Below are 24,658 nucleotides of genomic sequence, written 5' to 3'. Positions count from 1 at the left end.
TCTCCCGTGAACCCATTGTGCGCTTTCAGGCGAGGGATGCCAGGGGGTCTCCCGAGGCATCCACCCGATCCAGCACCTCCGTGAACTCCAGCTGGCGCAGCCCCGGCGCGAGCAGCTCATCCCAGCTGCGGGGCGCCGCCACCGTGGGGCGCAGCCGTCCGCGCAGCGAATACGGCACCACGGTGGTCTTGGCCGCGGTGTTCTGGCTCCAGTCCACGAGCACCCGGCCCACCCGATCCGCCTTGCGCTGGGCGCTCACCACGAGCTCCGGATGCGCCGCCTCCAGCTCCCGCGCCCACTCGTGCGCGGCATCCGCCATCTCAGCGCTCGTGCGCCGCCCATCGAGCGCGGCATACAGGTGGATGCCCTTGCTGCCGCTCGTCACCGGCAGCAGCTCCAGGCCCTGAGCTCCCAGCAGTTCGCGCGCGAGCACCGCCACCGCCACGCACTCCGGCAGCCCCGCGCCCTCACCGGGGTCCAGATCCAGCACGAAACGGTCGGGGTTGTGCGGTGCGCCGTCGCGGCCGAAGCGCCACTGCGGCACATGCAGCTCGAGCGCGTTCTGCTGCGCCGCCCACACGAGCGTCGCGGTGTCGTTCACGAGCGGGTAGACGTTCACGTGGTCCCGGTGCTGGATCTCGCGGCGGGCGATCCACTCGGGCGCGGACGCCGGCAGGTTCTTCTCGAAGAACACCTGCCCGGGCGCCGCAGCGGTGCCCACCCCCGCCACCCAGCGTTTGCGCGTCGCCGGGCGATCGCGGGCGTGCGGGACGAGCACCCCGGCGATACGGGCGTAGTAGTCGACCACCTCGCCCTTCGTGGTGCCGGTGGCCGGATACATGACCTTGTCGAGCGAGGTCAGGTGCACCTCGCGCCCATCGACGCGCAGGTACCGCTCGGAGTCCGAGGAGTCGGCCACGCGGTCCACGCTACGCCGGCCTGGCAAGCTGGGCACGTGGATGCCGTCGCCGAGCCGTGGAGCAGGCGCGCGCTCGTGCCCGCGGCCGGCGTCGCCGCATCCGCCCTGATGCTGTTCGGGCTCCAGCTGCCCGGCTGGGGGCACCTCGTGCTCGTCGCCGCCATCGGGCTCGGCTGGTGGATGGATCGCGAGCTCGGCCTCGACCTCGCTCTCATCGGGGTCGGCATCGCCATCGTGTCGACCACCTCGGTGGAGGCGGACGTCGAATGGGGCGCCTTCTTCCGCATCGGCACCGTGCTGGCGCTCGCCGTGGCCGTGCCGTTCCTGCTCGACCGCCTGCTGCTGCGTCGGCGCGCCATCACCTTCCCGTGGCGCAGCCGGCAGAAGAAGACCCGGCTCGAGCTCGCCTACCTGTTCGCGGTGCCCGTGCTCGGCTGGCTCATCCTGCCGTTCTACTTCATCCGCTCCGGCGCCTACCAGAACTGGCCGCACATCACCGACCTCTCCGAGCTGCTGCGGTTCTTCGTGGGCGTCAACGCGGTGGGCACCTGGGACGAGCTGTTCTTCATCTGCACCTGCTTCGCGCTGCTGCGCCGCCACCTCCCGGTGCTGCCGGCGAACCTCATCCAGGCCGTCATCTTCGTGTCGTTCCTGTGGGAGCTCGGCTACCGCGCCTGGGGGCCGCTGCTCACCTTCCCCTTCGCCCTGCTGCAGGGCTACCTCTTCGCGCGCACGCGCTCGCTCGGCTACGTGCTCTCGGTGCACCTGCTCTTCGACGCGATCGTGTTCCTCGCGATCGTGCACGCCCACAACCCCGGCTGGATCCCGATCTTCATCTACTGACGTGCCTCAGTGGTTGCGCAGCAACTCGATGAGCTGCTGCTTGCTCTTCGAGGAGTAGCCCTTCAGCCCGAGCTGCTTGGCGCGCGCCCGCAACTGGGGAACGGTGCGGTCGTCGTAGTCGGCGGCGCTTCCCCCGGTGCGCCCGACGCTCGTCGCGCCGCGGGCGGCCACCGCGTTCGAGATCCGGGCCGACTTCTCCTTGCTGTTGCCCTCGTCCCGCAGCTTCTCGTACAGCTCGGGATCCTTGAGGGAACGGGTGCGCGATTCGGGCATCAGAGCCCCTTTCCGCCCGTGACGGGCACGATCGCCCCCGAGACGTACGACGACTCGGGGGAGGCGAGGAAGACGAACGCGGGCGCCACCTCGGCGGGCTGACCCGCCCGCCCCAGCGGGGTGTCCTGGCCGAACTCGGGCAGCGACTCGGGCCAGCTCGTCGCGGGGATGAGCGGGGTCCAGATCGGTCCCGGCGCGACAGCGTTCACCCGGATGCCGCGCCCGCCGAGCTGCTGCGCCAGCGCGCGGGTGAATGCCACCTGCGCGGCCTTCGTCATCGCGTAGTCGAAGAGCCGGGCGGACGGCTGGAAAGCCTGGATCGACGAGGTCGTGATGATGGAGCCTCCCGCCGGCAGGTGCGGAATCGCCGCACGGGCCGTCCACAACGGTGCGTAGAGGTTGGTCTCCACGACACGTTCGATCTCCTCGGTGGGCGTGTTCTCGAGCCCATCGCGATTTTGCTGATACGCGGCATTCAAGACGAGCACGTCGAGCCCGCCGAGCTCCTCGACCGTGCGTTCGACGAGCGCGCGACACTGCTCCTCCGAGCGCACATCGCCCGGCAGCAGCAGCGCGATCCGGCCCGCCTCGGTGATCCACTCGGCCGTCTCGGCCGCATCGTCGGCCTCCTCCTCGAGAAACGAGATCGCCACGTCGGCCCCCTCGCGGGCGAAAGCGATCGCCACCGCGCGGCCGATTCCGGAGTCGCCGCCCGTGATGAGGGTGCGCATCCCCGCCAGTCGCCCGGACCCGCGGTAGCTGTGCTCGCCGTGGTCGGGGGTGGGGTCGGTGCGCGCGGTGACGCCCGGCTGGTGCTGCTCCTGCGGGGGAAAGCCCTCCGTGCGGTATCGCGTCACGGGGTCGATCAGGATCTCGCTCATGCCCCCAGTCGATGCGTCGCCGGGCTGAGGCTCAAGGGGGTTCCCTCTCGGCGAATGCCGTGCTAGTCCCGCGAGGGCTTCAGTCGCGCGCCCGCAGACGCATCCGCACGAACACCGGGGTGACGAACCACGCGATCCCGCCGAGCACGAGCACCGCGCCGCCCGCCACGAAACCGGCGGGATGCCCCGCGACGAGGTCGAAGATGAACAACGCCGTGCCGGCGAGGGTCAGCAGCACCGCCGCGAGCGTCGCCTTCAGCAACGCGTTCGCGAGCATCACCAGCTCCGGTTTCGCACCCAGCCGGAACAGCAGGCGGTGCAGGCTCACCGGGGTGAGCGCCAGGATCGTCGCGAGCGCGGCGAGGGCCACGAGCACGAAGTACACGCACAGCTGGTAGCCGTCGAGCTCCTCGAAGCGCTGCTGGAAGGCCACCGTCAGCAGGAAACCGGTGAGGATCTGCGTGCCGGTCTGCACCACGCGCAGCTCCTGCAGGATCTCGTTCCAGTTGCGGTCGAGCCGCTGGGTCTCGGTCTCGTCGCGCCCATCTGGGGGAAGCGCGTCGTCGGCAGCCATGGCCGCATGCTACGGCTATCGTGTCTGCGTGACCGCGCCCCACCACGAACCCGTGCGGGATCCGTCACGTGACGACGCGGAGGCCCGCGACGCCGCCATCGGCGAGATCGACTGGACGGCCCCCGTCCCGGGATCGCGCGCGTCGGTCTTCACCGCGCCGAGCGGGCCGCTCGCCGTCGTGTCGCTCGGCGACCCGGCGAACCCGCGGGTCGTGCTGGTTCCCGGTGCCACCGGATCCAAAGAGGACTTCGTGCTCATGCTGCCGCTGCTCGCGGAGGCCGGCTACTACGTGCAGTCCTACGACCTGGCCGGCAACTACCAGTCGGCGCCCGCCGGACCCCCGGAGGGCGAGCGCTACGAGTACCCGCTGTTCGTCGACGACCTCGTGGCCTTCCTCGAGTCGGGCGCCCCCGCCCACCTGCTCGGCTACTCCTTCGCCGGGATCGTCGCCCAGCTCGTCACCGCGGCGCGTCCCGAGCTGGTGCGGAGCCTGACGCTGCTGACCTGCCCGCCTGATCCCGGCAACTCGTATCGCCATGTGAAGCGCATCGGGTGGCTCTCCACCTACCTCACCCCGCGGCAGGGCGCCGGTCTCATGATCTGGGGGGTGCGCACCAACAAGAACAAGGTGGGGCCGTCGCGCCTCGCCTTCGTGCGGTCCCGGTTCGCCCACACCCGGCGCGAATGCGTCGACGACATCGTGCGGCTCATGAAGCACGCACCGGATGCGGCGGGGGCGGTGCGGGCCACCGGCATCCCGACCCTCGTGGCGACGAGTGCGCACGACCTGTGGCCCGTGGAGCGCTACGCGCTGCTCGCGGAGCGGCTCGGGGCACGCCTCGCGGTGTATGAGACCGGGCACAGCCCGTGCGAGACGACGCCGCACCAGCTGGTGCGGGACATGCTCGCGTTGTTCGACACCCCCCGCTGATCGAGTGCCGCCCGCGGGGCGGTGTATCGAGATCACCCGGCCGCCTCACGCGGAGGCGCGGCGCTCCTGCTGCTCCTCGCGCCAACGGCGGCGGGCCGCGCGGCGCGCCCAGGGGGCGTCATCGGGCCAGTGGTTGCGCAGCGTCGGCACCACCCAGCTCACCCGCCGGTAGAGTCCCGAGGCGGTCTCGAACGGCCGCGCCGAGATCCCGACTCGGAACTCCGGGTCGTACTCCACCCGCATCCACGGCTTGATGTGCAGGCTGAGGTCGAGGTCGTCGTGGATCTCGCGCTGGGTGCGGTGCACCTCGCCGGCGAGCTCCTCCCACACACCGCGGCGCATCACGAAGTTCGAGCCGAAGATCGGCGGATGCCCGAGGTACGGCGTCATCGAGGCGAGCATCCCGCCCAGGTAGATGACGCGTCCGAGGGTGTGCACGAGGGGCGTGGAGCCGTAGAAGTCGCCGATACCGGTGAGCACCGACAGCGACGGGTCCCGCTCGAAGCGGCGCACCGCGTGGCGCAGCCAGTCGGCGGGCGGCACGCTGTCGGCGTCCAACCGCGCGATGAGCTCGCCGCGTGCGGCGTCGTAGCCGGCGGATGCCGCGCGCGGGATGCCCGGCGTCTGCTCGGTGACGACCCGCGCGCCCGCCGCCTGCGCCACGACAGCCGTCGCGTCCCAGCTGCCGTTGTCGACCACCACGATCTCGTCGGCGCGAAGGGTCTGCCGGGCGAGCGCCTCCAGGCAGTTCCCCAGCATCTCGGCGTCGTTGCGCGCCGGGATGACCACCGAGATCGTCGTCATGCCGTCAGGGTACGCCCGCCAGCTGGTCGGTGCGGCCGGGCACGCCACAGGTGCAGGGCCGCGTAGCTGCGCCAGGGCGACCAGCGTGCCGCGTGACGGGCGAGCGCTCGACGGTCGTCGGGCGCGCCGAGCGCGGCGGCGCCCTGCCGGATCACGAGATCGTCGACCGGCAGCACGTCGGGGGCGCCGAGCACGCGCATCGCCAGATAGTCGGCCGTCCAGGGGCCGATTCCGCGCTGGGCGAGCAGCGCCGCGCGGAACTCCTCCACGGGCATGCCGATGTCGAGCACGAGCCTGCCCTCGGCGAGGTCGCGGGCGATCCCGAGGATCGCCTCGACGCGCCCCGCCGGCCCGCGCAGCACCTCGCGGCCGTGCTCGGCGATCGCGGCGGCCGTGGGGAAGGCGCCATCGCCGAGCTCGGACGTCAGTCGTCCGAGTGCCGTTCGGGCGGCGGCGACCGAGATCTGCTGTCCCAGCAGGGTGCGGAACAGCGCCTCCTCCGCGTCGAAGGAGCCCGCGATCCGGATGCCGGGGGTCGCCGCGACAAGCGGTGCGAGTGCGGGGTCGGCGGCGAGCGACTGATCGATCGCCATCGAGTCGGCGTCGAGGTCGAGGGCGTGCCGGATGCGCGCCACGGCGGCCCCCACATCCGCGAGGCGGGCGAGGCGCACCGTGCAGAGGAAGCCGGGCCCGCCCGGGTCGAGGCGCAGTTCGAGCCGCGCCGCGCCGCCCGGCAGCGCGAGCGGGCGGGAGAAGACGCCGGCCTCGACGGTCTCGAGACCGGGGACCGCGTGGTCGGCGAAGAAACCCAGCAGACCGTCCCGGTCGATCGGATCCCGGGCGGGGAGCCGCAAGGTCAGCTCGCCCGCGGCACCCGTCGGGGCGGGACCCGCCGCCCGTCCGCGGCGACTCAGCGCGCGCAGCTCCGTGGGGGTCGCATGGTAGAGCTCGGCGATCGTCTCGTTGAACTGCCGCAGGCTGCCGAAGCCGGCGGCGAACGCCACATCGGCGATCGGCAGCTCACTCGACGCGAGCAGGGTGCGGGCGGTCTGGGCGCGCTGCGCCCGTGCGAGCGCCAGCGGGCCGGCGCCGAGCTCTGCGGTGAGCACGCGCGTGAGGTGCCGGCCCGAGTAGCCGAGCCGCCGGGCGAGCCCTTCGACGCCGTCGCGCTCCACCACGCCGTCCTGGATGAGGCGCATCGCACGGGAGGCGAGGTCGTCGTGCAGATTCCAGTCGGGGGAGCCGGGCACGGCATCCGGCTGGCAGCGCTTGCAGGCCCGCAGCCCGGCCTCGTGGGCGGCCGCCGCGGTGCGGTAGAAGCTCACGTTGCCGGGTTTCGGCGTCATCGCGGGGCAGCTGGGCCGGCAGTAGATGCCGGTCGAGTGCACGCCGGCGATGAACTGCCCGTCGAAGCGGGCGTCGCGCGAGGCGAGCGCGCCGTACCGGGTGCGGAACAGCGCCTCCTCATCCATGCCCTCACCCTCGCACACCCCACCGCCCCTCCCCAGCGGAAATCGGACACGGGCGTCATGGCGCAGCTGGAGCTGCGACCTCGCGGCGGGAGGCGCTTCCCCTCCGTCAGGTCGTAGCTCCAGCCGCGCCTCGATACCCTCGGGGGATGCTGGAAGAGCTGCGGGCGGTGCTCGGCGAGGTGCTCGTGACGGATGCGGCGGCGCTCGAGGCGGTGCGCGCCGACAAGTCGGGGCATCGTTCCGCCGCGGCACCCCTCGCGATCGTCGAGGCCCGCGACGTGGCCGAGGTGCAGCACGCGCTGCGCTGGGCGAGCGCCCACGGCGTGCCGGTGGTGCCGCGCGGCGCCGGCACCGGACTCGCCGGGGGCGCCATCGCGGGCGCGGGGGAGCTCGTGCTGTCGACGGCGCGCATGAACCGCATCCTCGAGATCTCCGCCGCCGACCAGCTGGCCGTCGTCGAGCCCGGCGTCATCAACGGCGACCTCAACACGGCGCTCGCGGCACACGGGCTCTGGTACGCGCCCGACCCCGCCAGCCGCGCCATCTCGTCCATCGGCGGCAACATCGCCACCAACGCGGGCGGACTCATGTGCGTCAAGTACGGGGTCACGCGCGAGGCCGTCCTGGGACTCAAGGTGGTGCTCGCCGACGGCCGACTGCTCGAACTCGGCCATCGCACGGTCAAGGGCGTCACCGGCTACGACCTGACCGCGCTCTTCGTCGGCTCCGAAGGCACCCTCGGCGTGATCGTCGAAGCCACCCTGCGGCTGCGGCCGCTCGCCCGCGGACGGCTCGTCACGGTGAGCGCGGCGTTCCCCGCCGTGACGGATGCGGCGCGCGCCTCGTCCGCGATCTCCGCACGCGGCATCACCCCGGCAGCCATGGAACTGCTCGACGCCGCGGCGCTCGACGGCATCGGCGAGCACCTCGGCCTCGACCTCGGGGGGCGCGGGGCGCAACTGCTCGTGCAGACCGACGGCGCGGCGGCCGCATCCGAGGCCGAACAGGTGGTCGAGATCGTCGCGGCGCACGGCGGAACCGCCGAGCTCGCCGCCGACGAAGCCGAGGGGGAGCGCCTGTTCGCCATCCGCCGCGCGTTCCACCCCGCGATGGAACGGCGCGGCACCGTGCTCATCGAGGACGTGGCGGTGCCGCGCAGCGCCCTGCCCGAGATGTTCGCGGTGATCGAGCGCATCGAGCGGGACCACGGCATCCGCATCCCGACCGTCGCGCACGCCGGCGACGGCAACCTGCACCCCAACTTCGTGTTCGACGCGCCGGGCGGCGACGCCGAGGTGCCCGCGCACATCTGGGCGGCGGCCGACGAGCTGTTCCGCGCCTGCCTCGCGCTCGGCGGCACCCTCACGGGCGAGCACGGCGTGGGGCTGCTCAAACGCCGCTGGCTGCGGCAGGAGCTGGGAGACGATTCGCTCGAGCTGCAACGCCGCATCAAGGCCGTGTTCGACCCCGCCGGCATCCTCAATCCCGGCAAGGTGTTCTGAGCCGAATCCATGCGAACGCACGGGAATGCGCGAGTCGGCATGGGCGTTTCACTCATCGCTATGACTGCCCATCGGATCGCCGTCCCTCGCCCGACAGCGGGCGTCCTCCGTCTGCGCCCCACGCTTCGCGGGCGCGGCTTCGTCGTCGGCAGCGTGGATGCCGCGGGCCCCGACACCAACGGCTTCGCGCCGCGCGACCGCGTCGCCTGGCGCGACACCGGCGAAGAGCTCGGTGAGCTCGTGCTGCGCGAACAGCGCGACGTGCTGGGCGTGCCGCGCTGGATCACCGACGAGCAGGTCGTGAGCTACCTCGGTGCCGGGCTCATCGCGCGCGCCCTCGTGCGCGAGCGGCCCTTCGGGCGCGGCGACGACGTGCGCGTGGTGTCGGCCGACCCGCTCGTCGCCGAGATGACGGCGGCGTGGGCGCGATCGCTCGGGGCGCGCATCGTGGATGCCGCGGCCGACCTCGCCATCCACGACGACGTGCGTGTGCGCCGCAACATCCTGCGCGGGCACGGCAAGCTCGCCGAGGCGGCCGTCGAGGTGTTCCAGGCGATCCGCCGCGGAGTGTTCGACGAGGTGACGCCCATCCCGGGTGCGTCACCGCGCGTCGCAGCCTAGAGTCACGCGCCGCCCCGCGTCCTAGGCTGGGCTCATGACCTTCCTGCCCCTCTCCTCGGATGCGGAACTCTCGGCGGCGGCGCTCGCCGCGGCCGAACGGCAGCTCGAGTTGCACGGCGGGCGCATCACCAACATGAAGCGCACCCTGCTGGGGCATGTGCCGAGCTTCGACGCCTACATGGAGTGGTACACCCTCAAGGACGAGCTCGAGCCGTACATCGGCGAGCGCGCGGTGTCGTTGTTCTCGTATGCGATCTCGGATGCCAACGAGTGCCTCATCTGCTCCGTCTTCTTCCGGCGCATCCTCATCGAGTCGGGGGATGACCCCGACAATCCGCAGGTCACCGAGACCGAGCAGCTGCTGCTCGACTGGGGGCGCATGATCGCGCTCGACCCGAACAACATCCCGGCCGAGTTCCGGGCCCGGCTCGAGGCGGCGTTCCAGCCGAAGCTGCGCCTGATCCTGGTGGCGTTCGCGGGGCTCATGGTCGCCACCAACCTGTTCAACACGGTGGGTCGGGTGCCGCTCGACGAGGTGCTGTACGACTTCCGCAAGCCCGGCGATGCCCGCACCGAGTGACCTCGCGCTCGCCGGTCGCGTCGCCCTCGTGACGGGCGCAGCCCACGGTCAGGGCCGCGCGATCGCCCGCGCGCTCGCCGCCGACGGCGCCGCGATCGTGGCGCTCGATGTGGGCGCCGAGCTCGGGTATCCCGCGTACCCGCAGGGCACCACCGCGGAGCTCGAGACGCTCGTGGCCGAGATCCTCGAGGCGGGGGGACGCGCGATCCCGGCGCTCGCGGACGTGCGGGATGCGGCTGCCGTGCACCGCGCGGTGGATGCGGGGGTGGAGGCCTTCGGCGGACTCGACATCGTGATCAACAACGCGGGGATCGTGGCCTACGCCGAACTCGAGTCGATGACGGACGCCGAATGGGACGCCATGATCGGCATCAACCTCACCGGCCCTTTCGTGGTGGCGCGGGCAGCCGTGCCGCATCTCAAGGCGTCCGGCCGCGGCGTGATCGTCAACAACTCGAGCGTCATGGGGCTACGCGGCGGCAACCGGCTCTCGCACTACGTCGCCTCCAAGCACGGGCTCACCGGCCTGACGAAGGCGTGGGCGATCGAGCTCGCGCCGTTCGGGGTGCGTGTCGTGTCGATCCATCCGACGGGCGTCGACACGCCCATGAACGACGGTCTCGCGGCCATGGAGGGCGCGACCCCGCAGGAGATCGCCGAGCGCAGCGCCGGCAACCTGCTGCCGGGGGTGCCGTGGATCGAGACCTCCGACGTCGCCGAACTCGTGCGCTACCTGGTGAGCGATCGTGCCCGCTACATCACGGGCGCCCAGTACACCCTCGACGCGGGCCTCCTCACCCGCTGACTCCCCGCGAGGGGGTTCTGCCTAACGCTGCAGCGTTTGCCCTCGCGCGGGCGCCATCCCGGCCGCTCGGCGCCCACCGCTACAGCGTTGGGCAGTACTCCCGAGTTGGGGTGAGTTGCACCTTTAGTGCTAGACTTCGTTCTAGTCAGTGTGACTTTAACAATCGGCTTCGGCATAGAGGAATCGGATGAACGGCATCGATCTCGCGGTCTCCACCGTGATCTTCGCGCTGCGACCCGACGCCGACGACCGGCTCGTGCTCTCGATTCCGCTCGTGCGCCGCACGCGAGAACCCTTCGAGGGCCACTGGGCGCTGCCGGGTGGCGGAGCCGATGCAGCCGAGAGCCTCGACGCGACCGCCGCCCGCACCCTCGAAGAGACCACCGGACTCACCCCCGCCTACCTCGAGCAGCTCTACTGCTTCGGCGAGCCCGACCGCTCGCCCTCCGGCCGGGTCGTCTCGATCGTGTACTGGGCGCTCGTGCGCGGCGACGAAGCCGAACAGGCCACGATCGACGAGAACGTCGCGTGGTTCCCCGCGGACGAGCTCCCGCGGCTGGCCTTCGACCACAACCTCATCGTCGACTACGCCCTGTGGCGGCTGCGCAACAAGCTCGAGTACTCCCGCATCGCGCACGCGTTCCTCGGAGAGACCTTCACCCTCACGGCTCTGCGGCAGGTGCACGAGATCGTGCTGCAGCGTCCGCTCGACCCCGCCAACTTCCGCCGGCAGATCGAGGCGAGCCGCGCCGTGGTCCCCACGGGCGAGCACGTCACGGGTGGACGTCACCGTCCGCCCCGCCTCTACCGCTACGACGCCACCGTCGACCTCGTCGACCGCGGCCCCCTCACCCCCGCCGGCATCCGCTGACGCCGAACCCCCGCACCGAGAGAAGACGACAGTGGTTTCCGTCGATCAGACCATCCAGCTCATCCGCACGACCGGCCGGAACGCGCAGGGCCAGCCCGCCGAAGCCTGCAGCCCCGCGCTCGCGAAGGGTCCGTGGGAGTTCGACGGGGTGCTGCAGTACGGTCCCGGCTCCTCGATGAGCGACGTCATCCCGGTCGGATCGCCCCGCCAGGGCGCCCTGCCGCTCGAATACCAGCGAGCAGGCGTCGAAGAGCTGCACGAGCGCATCCGCGCCGCCAAGCAGACCCTCGGCGACCGCGTGGTGGTGCTGGGCCACTTCTACCAGCGCGACGAGATCGTGCAGCACGCCGACTTCCTGGGCGACTCGTTCCAGCTCGCGAACGCCGCCCAGACCGTGCCGAACGCGGAGGCGATCGTGTTCTGCGGCGTGCACTTCATGGCCGAGACGGCCGACATCCTGGCGCAGCCGCACCAGCAGGTGATCCTGCCGAACCTGGCAGCCGGCTGCTCGATGGCCGACATGGCCGACATCGACTCGGTCGAGGAGTGCTGGGCTCAGCTCGAGGCGCTCTACGGCACCGAGCCGGACGCCGAGGGCCGGGTGCCCGTGATCCCGGTCACCTACATGAACTCCTCGGCCGCACTCAAAGGCTTCTGCGGCCGCCACGGCGGCATCGTCTGCACGAGCTCGAACGCCGAGACGGTGCTCGAGTGGGCCTTCGAGCGCGGCCAGCGCGTGCTGTTCTTCCCCGACCAGCACCTCGGCCGCAACACCGCCAAGAAGATGGGTGTGCCGCTCGAGCGGATGCCGATGTGGAACCCGCGCAAGCCCCTCGGCGGCAACAGCGGCGACGAGCTGCTCGACGCCCGGGTCGTGCTGTGGCACGGCTTCTGCTCGGTGCACAAGCGCTTCACCCCCGAGCAGGTCGCGCAGGCGCGCGCCGAGTTCCCCGGCGTGCGGGTGATCGTGCACCCCGAGTGCCCGATGGCGGTCGTCGACGCCGCCGACGAGGCGGGGTCGACCGACTACATCCGCAAGGCCGTCGCCGCGGCTGTCGAGCCGACGACCTTCGCGATCGGCACCGAGATCAACATGGTCAACCGCCTCGCCGCCGAGTTCCCGCAGCACACCATCTTCTGCCTCGACCCCGTGGTGTGCCCCTGCTCGACCATGTACCGCATCCACCCCGGCTACCTGGCCTGGGTGCTCGAAGGGCTCGTCGCCGGCGAGACGCTCAATCGCATCGAGGTGCCCGAGACGGTCGCCGCCGACGCCCGGGTGGCGTTGGAGCGGATGCTCGACGCGAAGCCGAAGGCCTGAGCGTGCGGGTCGTCGTCGTGGGCACCGGCATCGCGGGGCTCATCACCGCCTACCGCGCGAGCGCAGACCACGAGGTGGTGCTCGTCACCAAGGCCGAGCTCGCCGAATCGAACACCAAGTACGCGCAAGGCGGCATCGCTGCAGCGCTGTTCCCGGACGACAGCGCGGCGTCCCACATCGAGGACACCCTGCGCGCCGGCGACGGACTGTGCGACCCGGCGGCGGTCGAGGTGCTCTGCACCGAGGGGCCGCAGCGGGTGCGCGACCTCATCGCGCTCGGGGTGGAGTTCGACCGTGCGGCCGACGGTGAGCTCGCACGCGGCCACGAGGCGGCGCACTCGCATCGTCGCGTCATCCACGCGGGCGGTGATGCCACCGGCCTCGCGATCGAGGTCGCCCTGCTGCGGGCGGTGCGCGCGCTCGCGGTCGAGGTGCACGAGCACACCTTCATGCGCGAGCTCGTGGTCGAGGGCGTCGAGCCACGCGTCGTCGGCATCGAGGCGATCGGCCCCGACGGCGAGCGCTTCCGCATCGCCGCGGATGCCGTGGTGCTGGCATCCGGGGGCGCGGGTCAGCTGTACCGGCACACCACCAACCCCGGCGTGACGACGGGCGACGGGATCGCGGCGGCGTTCCGTGCGGGCGCCGAGCTCGCCGACGTGGAGTTCTACCAGTTCCACCCGACCGCGCTCGCGGTGTCGGGCAGCCCGCTGGTCTCCGAAGCCGTGCGCGGCGAAGGCGCCGTGCTCCTCGACGAGGCGGGGGAGCGGTTCATGTTCGCGGTGCACCCCGACGGCGAGCTCGCCCCGCGGGATGTCGTGGCGCGCGGGATCGCGGCCGCGATGGCGCGTCAAGAGGGTCGCCCCGTGCTGCTCGACGCGACCGCGCTCGAGCGCGCGCACGGGGCGGGTTTCCTCGCGACGCGCTTCCCGAGCATCACCCAGGTGACCCGCGAGAACGGCTACGACTGGGCGGTCGAGCCGGTACCGGTGACCCCCGCCGCGCACTACTGGATGGGCGGCATCCGCACCGACCTGCACGGGCGCACGAGCCTGCCGGGGCTGTTCGCGGTGGGCGAGGCGGCCTGCACGGGCGTGCACGGCGCCAACCGGCTCGCCTCGAACTCGCTGCTCGAATCGCTCGTGTTCGCGTGGCGGGCCGCGGATGCGCTCGGTGCCGCGGCGGGGGATCTCGATACGCCCGCTGCGCGGGCCACTCGATCGGCGGAGTGGGTGCCCGCTGCGCGGGCCACTCGATCGACGGACGGGGCAACCCAGGTGGTCGAGGAGCGCCGGGCGCAGCCCGACGCGTCTCGAGACCGCCGCACCGCGATCCAGCACCTCATGTGGGAGTCCGTCGGACTCGAACGCGAGGCGGTCGAGCTCCGCGCGGCGCTCGACCGTTTCGAGCAGTGGGAGGCCGAGTTCGACACCGTCACCGATCTGGAGAACCGCAACCTGCTCGACCTCGCCCGCATCGTCACGCGCGCCGCGCTCATGCGCGAGGAGTCGCGCGGGGCGCACGATCGCACCGACTACCCCGAGACCTCGCCCGCGTGGGCGTTCTCGCAGGGCTGGCGGCCGGCCGCCCCCGCAACCGTCACCGAACCCGAACCCGAGGAGGCCGTGCGGTGAACGCGCGCATCGACGACATCATCCGTGGCGCCCTCGCCGAAGACGCCCCCTGGGGGGATGTCACGAGCGAGGTGTTCCTGCCCGCCGGTTCGACCGCATCCGCGATCCTCGAGGCGCGCGAGCCGGGGGTGTTCTCGGGCGGCGCGGTGTTCGCCCGCACCTTCGAGCTCGTGGATGCCGACACGACCGTCGAGCTGGGGTTGGAGGACGGCGAGCCGTTCGCGGCAGGCGCCGTGCTCGCCCGGGTCGACGGCTCCGCGCACGCCGTGCTGCGCGCCGAGCGCATCGCCCTCAACCTGGTGCAGCGGATGAGCGGCATCGCCACCCTGACCGCCCGCTACGTGGCGGCGACGGAGGGCACCCGCGCGCGCATCGTCGACACCCGCAAGACCACCCCGGGTCTGCGCATCCTGGAACGCCAGGCGGTGCGCGACGGCGGGGGGCGCAACCACCGATTCTCGCTCTCGGACGCCGTGATGGCGAAGGACAACCATCTCGCCGTGCTGGCGGCCGCGGGCGTGCCGATCGGCGACGCCATCCGCAGCGCGCGCGCACGCCTCGGGCACACCGTGCACCTCGAGGTGGAGGTGGACCGCATCGCCCAGATCGAGGAGGTCGTCTCGGCCGGGGTCGACACGATCATGCTCGACAACTTCACCCCCGCTCAGCTGCGCGAGGGGGTCGCCCTGGTCGCCGGGCGAGCCCTCGTGGAGGCCTCGGGCGGGGTCAACCTCGACACCGTGCGGGCCATCGCGGAGAGCGGGGTCGACGTCATCTCGGTGGGCGCCCTCACCCACAGTGTGCGCGCGCTCGACCTCGGGCTCGACGTCACGATCGGCGCCTGAGCGGGGCCGGGATGGAGCGCCTCTACCTCGACACGGCCGCCACCACGCCGGTGCGCCGTGAGGTGCTGGAGGCGATGTGGCCGTACCTGACGGCCGACTTCGGCAACCCCTCGAGCCACCACGAGCTGGGGGAGCGGGCGGCGGATGCCGTGCAGGCGGCGCGGGCCGCCATCGCCGAACAGCTCGGCTGCCGTCCGGCGGAGGTCGTGTTCACCTCGGGGGGCACCGAGTCCGACAACCTGGCGATCAAGGGCATCGCGCTCGGGAGCCCGCGCGGCCGGCACCTCGTGATCGGGCCGATCGAGCACGAGGCGATCGTCGAATCCGCCGACTATCTGCGGCGCCTGCACGGTTTCGAGGTGACCGTGCTGCCCGTCGACGGGGACGGCCTCGTCGCCCCGGGGGAGCTCGCGGCGGTGCTGCGCCCCGACACGACGCTCGTGAGCATCCAGCACGCCAACAACGAGATCGGCACGGTGCAGCCGATCCGCGAGCTCGCGGCGGTCGCCCGCGCTGCGGGGGTGCCGATCCACACGGATGCGGTGCAGTCGGCGGATGCCCTGGAGGTGGGGCTCGCCGCACTCGGGGTGGACGCCGTGAGCATCGCCGGCCACAAGCTCGGCGCCCCCAAGGGCATCGGTGCGCTCGCGGTGCGCGGTGCGCTGCCGATCGAGCCGCTGCTGCACGGGGGCGGCCAAGAACGAGGTCGGCGCTCGGGCACCGAGAACGTCGCGGGGGTCGTGGGGCTCGCGACCGCCCTGGGGCTCGCCGCGGCGGAGCGTCGGGCGCACGCCGAGCTCGCGCGCGTCCGCGATGCGCTCATCGACGGCGTGCTGTCCCGGGTTCCGGGCGCCTTCGTGACCGGATCGCGCGAGCATCGGCTGCCGAACCACGCCTCCTTCTGCTTCCCGGGTACCAGCGGCGAGGCCGTGCTGCTCGAGCTGGAGCGGCGGGGGCTCGTCGTCTCCTCCGGCTCCGCCTGCGCCGCCGGCAGTGACGAGCCGTCCGCTGTGCTGCTGGCGCTCGGGATCGCGCCGGCGGTCGCCCAGACCGCGGTGCGGTTCACGCTGCCGCACGACGTCGCGCTCGACGCGGTGCCGGCGATCGTGGACCGCGTCGTCGCCGCGGTCGCCACCGTCAGCGCCCTCGGCGGCTGACCCCTCGCCGCGCGCGCCATCCCAAATCAAGGAGTGGCTGTTCGCTGACTGGCGCACCATCCCAAATCAAGGAGTGGCTGTTCCCCGACTTGCCTGCCATCCCAAATCAAGGAGTGGAGCAACCCAAATCAAGGCGTCGATGGGGCTGGAGTACACCAGAGTGGCGGATGAGTTGAGTTCGATCCGCCCACTCCTTGAGATGGGTTGCTCCACTCCTTGATTTGGGATGCCCGCACCTTGATTTGAGATGCGCACTCCTTGATTTGGGATGCGCGCACCTTGAGTTGGGATGCCCGCACTCCGAGATGTGGGACGCCGGCGGGCCGTCGGCCGGTTCGTGCCGCCCCGGATGCCGTCAGCGGGTCGGCGCGAGCCCCCAGTCGGTGCCGTCGAGGTGCTCGATCGCGTCGAGCACGGCCGCGATGCTCGGCACGCGGCGTGATCCGGGCTGGGCGACCACCTGGATGGAGCGGTCGCTCGACGGACTCGTCGCCCGGATCGCGGCCCCGGCGGGCGGCGTCGCGGTCGCGAGCGCGAGCCGGGGGAGGAGGGCGACGCCGAGCTCGGACGCCACGAGGTTGAGCACGGCGACCGCGTTGTCGGTCTCCAGCTCGATGTCGGGCTCCACGCCGACCGCCTCGCACGCGGCGAGCAGGTGGCCGCGGCAGAGCGGGCAACCCGCGATCCAGCGGTCGTCGGCGAGACCGGCCAGTTCGACCGGCCCTGCGCCCGTGGCGAGCGGATGCGCGTCGGGCAGTGCGATGACGACGGGTTCGGTGAACAGCGGGACCGTCTCGAGCGGTCCTTCGGATTCGCGGTGCGGATCGGCGCGGTCGCCCGGGTAGGCGAAGGTGATCGCAAGGTCGATGGCGCCATCGCGCAGCATGGCGAGCGCCTCGGGCGGTTCCGCCTCGAGGTAGGTCACGGTGAGGCCGGGCTGGTCGGCGCGCAGGGCGTGCAGCAGCCGGGGCACGATCGTCGACGAGGCGGTCGGGAACGCGGCCAGCCGCACCGTGCCGGTTCGCAGGCCTGCGAGCTCGGCGAGTTCCCCGCGCGCCGCGTCGAGCGCGGAGGTGATGGCGTGCGAGTGCCGCGCCAGCACGATGCCGGGCTCGGTGAGGCGCACGCCGCGACCCGCGCGCACGACGAGTGGCACACCGAGCCGCTGCTCGGCGCGGCGCAGGTGCTGGCTCACCGCCGGTTGGCTGTAGCCGAGAGCGCGGGCCGCCCCGCTGATCGTGCCGTGCTCGGCGATGGCCCGCACGATGCGGATCGACTGCAGGTCGAGCTCCATCCGATAACCATAGTGAATGGATGGCATCGCGAACATGCCCTTGTCGGATGGATGCGCCTCCCGCACGCTGGGGTGATGAGCATCCTGACCGCGCCGTCCCGTCCGTTGGCCGCCGCGATCGCCGAGTTCGGCGAGCCGCGCGGCTACGTCGCCGCCGCATCCATCGGGCTGCCCCCGCGCCGCGCGGTCGAGGCGCTGCGTGCGGATCTCGACGCCTGGGCGCGCGCCGACCGCGACCCGCAGGGCTACGACCCGATCATCGCCCGCACGCGCGAGCACTACGCCCGGCTCGTCGGCGTCGACGTCGCACGGGTGGCGATCGGATCGCAGACCTCCGTGCAGGCCGCGCTCGTCGCGGCGGCGATGCCGGCGGGGGCCGAGATCCTCGTCGTGGAGGGCGACTTCTCCTCGATCATCACGCCGTTCCAGGAACGCGGCGAGCTGCGGGTGCGGGCCGTGCCGCTCGCCGCCCTCGCCGACGCCATCGACGAGCGCACGACGCTGGTGGCGTTCTCGCTCGTGCAATCCGCCACGGGCGTCGTGGCCGATGCGGCCGCGATCCGCGAGGCGGCGGCGCGCCATGGCGCGCTCACCTTCTGCGACACCACCCAGGCGACGGGCGTGCTGCCGGTCGCGGCCGACGACTTCGACCTTACGGTGTGCCACGCCTACAAGTGGCTGTGCTCACCGCGCGGGGTGTGCTTCCTCACGGTCGGTGCGCGGGCGGATGCCGTGCTGCGGCCCGTGCAGGGCGGCTGGTATGCGGGGCAGCGGGTGTGGCAGAGCTGCTACGGCCCCGACATCGCCTTGGCCGCCGACGCCCGCCGCTTCGACGTGTCGCCCGCGTGGCAGGCGTGGGTGGGCGCCGAGCAGTCGATCGGACTCTTCGCGGGACTCGACATCGCCGAGATCTGGGAGCGCGCCTCGGGTCTCGGGGCCGCGCTCACCGAGGCGCTCGGACTCCCCGTCCAACGTCAGGCGATCGTCGCGTGGCCCGACCCGGAGGGCGCCCAGCTCACGGCCATGACGGCGGCGGGCATCCGCATCTCCGGCCGTGCGGGCCGCGCCCGCGCCTCGTTCCATCTGTGGAACACGGCGGACGACGTGGAGGCGATCCTGCGCGCCCTGCGAAGCTGAGACCCGCGTGAGACCGGAACTCGGCGCCTCGACGGCTGCGCATCAATAGGCTCTCGATCGTCCGAATCGAAGGGTTCCCGATGCGCACGATCGTTCCCGTCATCGCCGTGGTCGCGGCGCTCGTGCTGAGCGGGTGCAGCGCGTCGGGGCCGTCGGATGTGGTGCAGCTCACCTTCGACCTGCCGAGTGAGGCTGAGGCGAGGGAGGCGGTGGGTGGTCCGCCGCAGTGGTATTCGGGGGTTCTCGACGTCTTCGACGAGGTGGCCGCCGAGGTGCCCGGCATCGAGAGCCTGCGGGACGCGGTGGAGGCGGACGACACGGCGTTCGGCGAGCAGATCCTCGCCCAGTTGGCGGATCTCGGCGGCGACGAGGCGCCGCACGCGGGTCCCGTGCTGAGTTGGTCGGGTGGCCGCACCTCCCGGTCGGACGCCGGTCAGCAGGGCTTCGAGAACCTCATCATCGGGGGCCTCGGGACGTACGCGCAGCGCGGCTTGCAGGATGCGTTGAGTGGCGGCTCCCTGCATTCCGGGGACTCGCACGGCTCGGACGGCCTGACGTTCACCGTCAACGACGACGGCACGACGACGGTCGAGATCAGCACCGAGGGACAGCAGGTCTCCGGCGGTGCGACGGCGGGCACGAGCACCTCGGTGGTCTACGACGGGAGGTACTGCCCGGGTCCGGACGGCAGGTTCGATGCGACGGCGAAGGTGAAGCGCAGTGTGACGGGCGCCGCGGGGGGTGCGACGGCGTCGCGGACGGAGGAGATCCGGGCGACGCTCACGGGAACTCTCGCCGACAACGCGCTTCCCGAGGAGATCACGATGGAGGCCGTCCAGATGACGACCGTGAAGGGCACGGACGGCTCGAGCCGGTACCTCACCACCTCGCAGAAGGTCGACGATCTCGATCTGGGGAAGTTCGACACGACGAAGAACCCGCCGCACAAGCTGGGCGGCACCGAGGGCCTCACGAAGGAGCAGGAGCAGGAGCTCTCCACGAGCGGCCAGTCCGGCGCCGACACTCTGGCATTCGGTCTCCTGATGGGCCTCATCGGGATGTGGACCGACGGCGGCTGCGTGAGCATCGAGACCGACCTGCCCGAGAGCGTGCCGCCCCAGGACGTCACCGACTTCACGATCGATGTGCAGGCGAAGTCCGGCCACGGCAGCGTCACCGGCCCGCTCACGCTTTCCCTGGAGGGCGCCGAGAGCCTCGAGCCGCTCGAGAGCGTGAGCAAGGGCGGCTTCCACTACACCGCGGGCGAGCAGGGCACGCAGGCCACCGTCTCGATCGTGTCGACCTCCCGGCAGGGCGGTGCCACCAAGAAGGTCGTGGTGACCGCCGGCTTCTCCGGGTGGGAGCTCGATGGCGATGTGGCCGGCACGCACGTGCACGGCGCCCTGTGCGCCTCGACCTGGGCGAACTGGAACCAGCCGGGGGATCACGCGCTCCACACCTGGACCGATGGCTTCCAGAAGCAGGAGTGGAGGGCGAACCTCGAGTGGGGCACCACCGTCGGCGGTCAGGGGGTCGCGCCTCCCGGATATCTGGGGCCCGGCGGGAGCGCGAGCGAGGTGAGCACCTTCCAGATCCAGGCGGATGCCGAGGGCGATCCGGTCAGCCTCACCGGCGACCTGGTCTTCTACCCCGAGGACGACGTCACGATCACGCATTTCCCGGCGAAGCTCACGATCTTCCCGGCGAAGCAGGACCTGCAGTGCGATGCCGACGGCTTCCCGCAGATCATGTACACCTTCTAGGAGCGGAATCCTCGATGCCCGGGCGCTCGGTAGGCTGAGAACTCCGCACCCCACTGACCGCGCAAGCCGGCGCGGCCGAACCTCTGGAGTCCTCTGTGGCAACGCCCAACCCGCTCGATTCGATCATCTCCCTCGCCAAGCGTCGGGGTTTCGTCTACCAGGCGGGTGAGATCTACGGCGGCTCCCGCTCCGCCTGGGACTACGGCCCCCTCGGCACCGCGCTCAAGGAGAACATCAAGCGCGAGTGGTGGAAGTTCATGGTGCAGCGGCGGGACGACATCGTCGGCATCGACTCCTCGGTGATCCTGCCCCGGCAGGTGTGGGAGGCGTCGGGCCACGTGGAGGTGTTCTCCGACCCGCTCATCGAGTGCCTCAACTGCCACAAGCGCTACCGCGAGGACCACCTGCTCGAGTCGTACGAGGAGAAGAAGGGTCGCGCGCCCGAGAACGGTCTCGCCGACATCGTCTGCGACAACTGCGGCACCCGCGGCCAGTGGACGGAGCCGCGCGCCTTCTCGGGGCTCCTCAAGACCTATCTCGGCCCCGTCGACGACGAGGAGGGCCTGCACTACCTGCGCCCCGAGACCGCGCAGGGTATCTTCGTGAACTTCGCGAACGTGCTCTCGAGCGCCCGCATGAAGCCCCCGTTCGGCATCGCCCAGATCGGCAAGAGCTTCCGCAACGAGATCACCCCCGGCAATTTCATCTTCCGCACGCGCGAGTTCGAGCAGATGGAGATGGAGTTCTTCGTGCAGCCCGGCACCGACGAGGAGTGGCACCAGTACTGGATCGACGCCTCCTACGGCTGGTACCGCGATCTCGGCATCCGCGAGGACAGCCTGCGGCTCTACGAGCACCCGAAGGAGAAGCTCAGCCACTACTCGAAGCGCACCGTTGACGTGGAGTACCGCTTCGGCTTCGCGAGCGGCGAGTGGGGCGAGCTCATGGGCATCGCCAACCGCACCGACTTCGACCTGAAGACCCACTCCGAGCACTCCGGCAAGGATCTGTCGTACTTCGACCAGACCACGGGCGAGCGCTGGGTGCCCTACGTCATCGAGCCGGCGTTCGGGCTCACGCGCGCGCTCATGGCGTTCCTCATCGACGCGTACCACGAGGACGAGGCGCCGAACGCGAAGGGCGGTACGGATGTGCGCACCGTGCTGCGTCTCGACCGTCGGCTCGCGCCCGTGAAGGCCGCGGTGCTGCCGCTGTCGCGCAACGAGCAGCTGTCGCCGGTCGCCCGGAGGCTCGCCGACGAGCTCCGCGAGGACTGGATGATCGAGTTCGACGATGCGGGCGCCATCGGCCGCCGCTACCGCCGTCAGGACGAGATCGGCACCCCGTTCGCGGTGACCGTCGACTTCGACACCCTCGACGACCAGGCGGTCACGGTGCGCGAGCGCGACAGCATGGCGCAGGAGCGTGTCTCGCTCGACCGCCTGCACGGCTACCTCGCCGAGCGGCTGCGCGGCGCCTGATGAGCACGGGGCTTCCGGCCGCGACCCCCTATCACCGCCTGTTCCGCACGAGCGCGGGATACGCGTGGTGGCGTCCGCTCGCCGCGGCGGGGCTGCTCGTCGTCTTCACCGGCGTCGCCTCGGTCGTGCTCGCCGTGCTGTGGATGGCGGCGGCGCTCATCTCGGGCGACGTCGATCTCGAGATCCTGCGCTCGCCTGCCGCGTTGACGGCGCACCTCACGGATGTCTCGAACCCGCTGAGCCTGCTGTTCCTGCTGGCCAATCTCGCCGTGCTGCTGCCGCTCGTCCCGCTCTCCCTGCTGTGCGTCGGCCTGCGTCCGCTCGGGATGCGGCACTCGGTCGCCTTCCGCGTGCGGTGGCGGTGGATGCTCGCCTGCGTGGTGCCGGCGCTCGTCGTGACGCTCGTGAGCATCGGGGTGTCGTTCGTGCCCGCGCTCTTCGGGCAGCCGCTGCCCGCCCCCGTCCCGGTCGAGGCGGGCCGGCTGGTCGTGCTGCTCATCCTCGTCGTGCTGCTCGCCCCCCTGCAGTCGGCGGCCGAGGAGTACATCTTCCGCGGGCTCGCGATGCAGGCGATCGGCGCCTGGGTGCGCCCCGTGTGGGTCGCGATCGTCGTCTCGACGGTGATCTTCACCGCCGGGCACGTGCAATACGAGCTGTGGGGGATGCTCTCGGTCGCGGTCATGGGGGCAGGGTTCGCGATCGTGACCTGGCGCACGGGCGGCCTCGAGGCCGCGATCGCGCTGCACGTGATCAACAACGTGCTCTCGCTCGGACTGCTCACCACCGGTCTGCTCGGCACCACGCAGATGAGCTCCGAGGGCAGCACGCCCCTGACTCCGCTGCTGCAGGCGGTGTTCACCGCGGGCTACCTGCTCTGGGTCGATCGCCTCGCCGCGCGGCGCGGGCTCGTGCGGCAGCGGCCCGTGGAAACCCCCGTGCAGCCTCTCGTCGGCTGAGGCGGGGGCGTACAGCGACGCACGTGTTACGGCGACATTAAGCTTCGGTGTCCCCCGCTTGCGGGGCACGATTCGGGCGCTACCGTGGGAATCGCGAATACGGACCATGCGGAGACGCCATGAACGCACTCGATCTGCTCCTCGGTCTGCAACGCATCAGGGACGCTGCGTTCAGCCGCCTCGCGGCAACCGGCTTCCACTCCTTCGGGCGCCGGTCCCGCATCCTGCTGCCGTTCCGGGTCGGGAACCCCGACCTGATCGCCGTGGGGGATCGCGTGCTCATCGGCGCGGGGTCCTGGCTCATGACGCCGAGTCGCGACTTCCCGGCGCCGGTGATCGAGCTCCACGACCGGGTGCGCATCAACCAGACCTCGATCACGGCCGTGCAGAGCGTCGTCATCGAGGAGGGCGTCGACATCGCCCGCGGCTGCTACATCTCGGACCACTCGCACGGCTTCGACGACCCCGAGCTCGCCATCCGCGACCAGCCGCTCGTGCGGATCGCCCCGGTGCGGATCTGCCGCGGCGCCTGGCTCGGCCAGAACGTGGTCGTGCTTCCGGGGGTGACGATCGGTGAGGGCGCGGTGATCGGCGCCAACAGCGTGGTGCGCGAGGACGTGCCGGCGCGCGCCGTGGTCGCGGGGGTTCCCGCCCGCCTCATCAGGCAGCTCGCATGAGCGCCCGCGAGCACGATGTCGTCTTCACCTTCTCGTACGAGACCTGGGATGACGCCGTCCGGCGCGGCATGATGCGCCCGCCGGACCGCCTCGCCTCTGCCCTCATCGCCGCCCCCGAGGTGCGTCGGCTCATCGTGGCCAATCCCTTCCGCTGGCTGCCGACCCTGCTGGCTCGCCGCCTCGCGCGTCGCGACAGCAGCTTCCCCGGCGACCGTCGCGCGCGGCTCGTGCAGCCCTGGCGGCTGCGCGACCGGCGCGATCCCGTCGACCTGGCCGCCCTCGAGCAGCGTCTGCGCGCCTACGGTTCGGCGCTCGGCCGCGCGGCGCGCCGCGCCGGGATGACCGAGCCGGTCGTGCTCACGACCCACCCGCTCGTCGCGGGCTTCGGCGGACTCGACTGGGCGCACCGCGTGGTGTACTTCGGTCGCGACGACTGGCTGAGCTACCCGGGGCGCGCCGAGCACTGGCCCGCCTACGCGGAGGCCTACCGGCGCATCGCGGCATCCGGGATGCCCGTCGCCGCGGTGTCGGCGCAGATCGTCGAGCGGATCGCCCCCACCGGCCCGGGCGTCGTCGTGCCGAACGGCGTCGAGGCGGCCGAATGGGCGGGACCGCAGCCCGAGGCGCCGGACTGGTTCGCGGCGCTGCCGGGCCCGCGCGCCGTCTACGTGGGCACGATCGACGAACGACTCGACGTCGAGGGCCTCGTGCGTCTGGCCGCGGACCGCCCGGCGGTGTCGTTCGTGCTGCTCGGCCCCGTGCCCGACCCCGAGCTGCTGGCACCCCTCGCGAACGCGTCCAACGTGACGACGCATCCGGGCGTCGGCCGTGCCGAGCTCGTCGCGGTGCTGCGCAACGCCGACGTCGCGCTCGTCGCGCATCGGGTGACCCCGCTCACCGAGGCGATGAGCCCCCTCAAGGCCTACGAGTACCTCGCGGCAGGCGCCCCCGTGCTCTCGGTCGACCTTCCGCCCATGCGGGACATCGACGCGCGCGTCGTGCTCTCGCGGGATGTCGCGCATTCGGCCCCGGAGCTCGACGCGGCGCTCGCACTGGGGCGCGCGGGGGAGTCCGAGCGACTCCGCTTCCTCGAGCAGAACTCCTGGGCCTCGCGCCATCGCGCGATCTTCGCTCTGCTCTTCGCCGATCGCGAGCGCCTGGACGCGCCCCGCGACGGCTCGTATGTGTCCGGCTGATTAAAGCGACGTAACGAGTCGCCTCGGGGGCTTGCGACCCCCGTCGGGGGGTCGTACTCTCATGGCATCTGGGGTGTATTACACCCCGCAATCTCCGGATGCAGCCCGATAGCCGCCGGCG

At 71.7% G+C, this 24,658-nt stretch carries 23 protein-coding genes and 1 pseudogene; 17 read left to right on the top strand and 7 right to left on the bottom strand.

Annotation, left to right across the window (positions count from 1 at the left end; genetic code table 11):
* Nucleotides 1-25: 25 nt before the first annotated feature.
* Nucleotides 26-919 carry a non-homologous end-joining DNA ligase gene (gene ligD, locus FLP23_RS09860; RefSeq protein ID WP_342779995.1) on the bottom strand — a complete coding sequence of 298 codons (894 nt, stop codon included), beginning with the start codon at nucleotides 917-919 and terminating at the stop codon, nucleotides 26-28.
* Between the two features lie 36 nt (nucleotides 920-955).
* Between ligD and FLP23_RS09855 the strand changes: the two genes are divergently transcribed.
* Complete coding sequence (locus tag FLP23_RS09855) at nucleotides 956-1,762, top strand: CPBP family intramembrane glutamic endopeptidase (RefSeq protein ID WP_246139957.1); 807 nt, start codon at nucleotides 956-958, stop codon at nucleotides 1,760-1,762.
* Nucleotides 1,763-1,768: 6 nt separating this feature from the next.
* Here FLP23_RS09855 and FLP23_RS09850 read toward each other — a convergent pair whose 3' ends face one another.
* The 3 genes from FLP23_RS09850 to FLP23_RS09840 all read right to left on the bottom strand — a co-directional run bounded on the left by FLP23_RS09850 (nucleotide 1,769) and on the right by FLP23_RS09840 (nucleotide 3,490).
* Nucleotides 1,769-2,035 carry a DUF7218 family protein gene (locus FLP23_RS09850; protein ID WP_149325702.1) on the bottom strand — a complete coding sequence of 89 codons (267 nt, stop codon included), beginning with the start codon at nucleotides 2,033-2,035 and terminating at the stop codon, nucleotides 1,769-1,771.
* Nucleotides 2,035-2,916: an SDR family oxidoreductase gene (locus tag FLP23_RS09845; protein WP_149325701.1), complete on the bottom strand. Its 882-nt coding sequence runs from the start codon at nucleotides 2,914-2,916 to the stop codon at nucleotides 2,035-2,037. Before FLP23_RS09845 ends, FLP23_RS09850 begins: the two co-directional genes overlap by 1 nt.
* A gap of 79 nt (nucleotides 2,917-2,995) precedes the next feature.
* Nucleotides 2,996-3,490 (bottom strand): DUF6328 family protein, encoded by a 495-nt coding sequence (locus FLP23_RS09840; RefSeq protein WP_149325700.1) that lies wholly within the window; start codon nucleotides 3,488-3,490, stop codon nucleotides 2,996-2,998.
* A 28-nt stretch (nucleotides 3,491-3,518) separates the two neighbouring features.
* Here FLP23_RS09840 and FLP23_RS09835 point away from each other — a divergent pair, with 28 nt between their 5' ends.
* Nucleotides 3,519-4,421, top strand: a complete 903-nt coding sequence (locus tag FLP23_RS09835; protein ID WP_246139956.1) for an alpha/beta fold hydrolase — start codon at nucleotides 3,519-3,521, stop codon at nucleotides 4,419-4,421.
* 45 nt (nucleotides 4,422-4,466) lie between these two features.
* Here the strand turns inward: FLP23_RS09835 and FLP23_RS09830 are convergent, their stop codons facing one another.
* The gene (locus FLP23_RS09830) at nucleotides 4,467-5,225 is read right to left on the bottom strand and encodes a glycosyltransferase family 2 protein (RefSeq protein ID WP_149325698.1); all 759 of its coding nucleotides are present in this window, start codon (nucleotides 5,223-5,225) and stop codon (nucleotides 4,467-4,469) included.
* Entirely contained in the window at nucleotides 5,222-6,697 is a 1,476-nt protein-coding gene (locus tag FLP23_RS09825; protein WP_149325697.1) for a DNA-3-methyladenine glycosylase 2 family protein, read from the bottom strand. The genes FLP23_RS09830 and FLP23_RS09825 overlap by 4 nt, the downstream gene beginning before the upstream one ends.
* Before the next feature lie 146 nt (nucleotides 6,698-6,843).
* Here FLP23_RS09825 and FLP23_RS09820 point away from each other — a divergent pair, with 146 nt between their 5' ends.
* The 9 genes from FLP23_RS09820 (at nucleotide 6,844) to FLP23_RS09780 (ending at nucleotide 16,033) form a co-directional block, all read left to right on the top strand.
* Nucleotides 6,844-8,199 carry an FAD-binding oxidoreductase gene (locus FLP23_RS09820; RefSeq protein WP_149325696.1) on the top strand — a complete coding sequence of 452 codons (1,356 nt, stop codon included), beginning with the start codon at nucleotides 6,844-6,846 and terminating at the stop codon, nucleotides 8,197-8,199.
* Between the two features lie 60 nt (nucleotides 8,200-8,259).
* Nucleotides 8,260-8,820, top strand: a complete 561-nt coding sequence (locus tag FLP23_RS09815; RefSeq protein ID WP_149325695.1) for an MDR/zinc-dependent alcohol dehydrogenase-like family protein — start codon at nucleotides 8,260-8,262, stop codon at nucleotides 8,818-8,820.
* Between the two features lie 34 nt (nucleotides 8,821-8,854).
* Complete coding sequence (locus FLP23_RS09810) at nucleotides 8,855-9,400, top strand: hypothetical protein (protein WP_149325694.1); 546 nt, start codon at nucleotides 8,855-8,857, stop codon at nucleotides 9,398-9,400.
* The gene (locus FLP23_RS09805) at nucleotides 9,384-10,205 is read left to right on the top strand and encodes an SDR family NAD(P)-dependent oxidoreductase (RefSeq protein WP_149325693.1); all 822 of its coding nucleotides are present in this window, start codon (nucleotides 9,384-9,386) and stop codon (nucleotides 10,203-10,205) included. Before FLP23_RS09810 ends, FLP23_RS09805 begins: the two co-directional genes overlap by 17 nt.
* A gap of 187 nt (nucleotides 10,206-10,392) precedes the next feature.
* Complete coding sequence (locus FLP23_RS09800) at nucleotides 10,393-11,076, top strand: NUDIX hydrolase (RefSeq protein ID WP_149325692.1); 684 nt, start codon at nucleotides 10,393-10,395, stop codon at nucleotides 11,074-11,076.
* 31 nt (nucleotides 11,077-11,107) lie between these two features.
* Nucleotides 11,108-12,397: a quinolinate synthase NadA gene (gene nadA / locus FLP23_RS09795; RefSeq protein ID WP_149325691.1), complete on the top strand. Its 1,290-nt coding sequence runs from the start codon at nucleotides 11,108-11,110 to the stop codon at nucleotides 12,395-12,397.
* 2 nt (nucleotides 12,398-12,399) lie between these two features.
* Nucleotides 12,400-14,031, top strand: coding sequence for an L-aspartate oxidase (gene nadB / locus FLP23_RS09790; protein WP_149325690.1), 1,632 nt, complete (start codon nucleotides 12,400-12,402; stop codon nucleotides 14,029-14,031).
* A complete protein-coding gene (gene nadC, locus FLP23_RS09785) occupies nucleotides 14,028-14,876 on the top strand; it encodes a carboxylating nicotinate-nucleotide diphosphorylase (protein WP_149325689.1) in 849 nt (282 codons plus the stop codon). Before nadB ends, nadC begins: the two co-directional genes overlap by 4 nt.
* A gap of 11 nt (nucleotides 14,877-14,887) precedes the next feature.
* Entirely contained in the window at nucleotides 14,888-16,033 is a 1,146-nt protein-coding gene (locus tag FLP23_RS09780; protein ID WP_149325688.1) for a cysteine desulfurase family protein, read from the top strand.
* A 355-nt stretch (nucleotides 16,034-16,388) separates the two neighbouring features.
* On the opposite strand, the gene FLP23_RS09775 is transcribed toward FLP23_RS09780, so the two are convergent.
* Nucleotides 16,389-17,327, bottom strand: a complete 939-nt coding sequence (locus FLP23_RS09775) for a LysR family transcriptional regulator (RefSeq protein ID WP_149325687.1) — start codon at nucleotides 17,325-17,327, stop codon at nucleotides 16,389-16,391.
* A 75-nt stretch (nucleotides 17,328-17,402) separates the two neighbouring features.
* Here FLP23_RS09775 and FLP23_RS09770 point away from each other — a divergent pair, with 75 nt between their 5' ends.
* From FLP23_RS09770 to FLP23_RS09745, 6 genes and pseudogenes are all read left to right on the top strand, one after another.
* Nucleotides 17,403-18,464, top strand: a complete 1,062-nt coding sequence (locus FLP23_RS09770) for an aminotransferase class V-fold PLP-dependent enzyme (RefSeq protein ID WP_149325686.1) — start codon at nucleotides 17,403-17,405, stop codon at nucleotides 18,462-18,464.
* Between the two features lie 80 nt (nucleotides 18,465-18,544).
* A complete protein-coding gene (locus FLP23_RS09765; RefSeq protein ID WP_149325685.1) occupies nucleotides 18,545-20,227 on the top strand; it encodes a hypothetical protein in 1,683 nt (560 codons plus the stop codon).
* 95 nt (nucleotides 20,228-20,322) lie between these two features.
* Nucleotides 20,323-21,708 carry a glycine--tRNA ligase gene (locus tag FLP23_RS09760; protein WP_149325684.1) on the top strand — a complete coding sequence of 462 codons (1,386 nt, stop codon included), beginning with the start codon at nucleotides 20,323-20,325 and terminating at the stop codon, nucleotides 21,706-21,708.
* On the top strand, nucleotides 21,708-22,664 hold the full coding sequence (locus FLP23_RS09755) for a CPBP family intramembrane glutamic endopeptidase (protein ID WP_149325683.1): 957 nt from the start codon (nucleotides 21,708-21,710) through the stop codon (nucleotides 22,662-22,664). The genes FLP23_RS09760 and FLP23_RS09755 overlap by 1 nt, the downstream gene beginning before the upstream one ends.
* A 506-nt stretch (nucleotides 22,665-23,170) precedes the next feature.
* Nucleotides 23,171-23,341 (top strand): annotated as a pseudogene (locus FLP23_RS12620) (DapH/DapD/GlmU-related protein); the annotation flags it as partial.
* On the top strand, nucleotides 23,338-24,537 hold the full coding sequence (locus FLP23_RS09745; protein WP_149325681.1) for a glycosyltransferase: 1,200 nt from the start codon (nucleotides 23,338-23,340) through the stop codon (nucleotides 24,535-24,537). The pseudogene FLP23_RS12620 and the gene FLP23_RS09745, both read left to right, overlap by 4 nt.
* The last annotated feature ends 121 nt before the right edge of the window (nucleotides 24,538-24,658 follow it).

Origin of the sequence: Protaetiibacter larvae, from assembly GCF_008365275.1 — a bacterium.
In the GTDB taxonomy this organism is placed as follows: domain Bacteria; phylum Actinomycetota; class Actinomycetes; order Actinomycetales; family Microbacteriaceae; genus Homoserinibacter; species Homoserinibacter larvae.
Note: the sequence above shows the minus strand (reverse complement) of the source record. Positions and strands in the feature narration are given on the sequence as shown.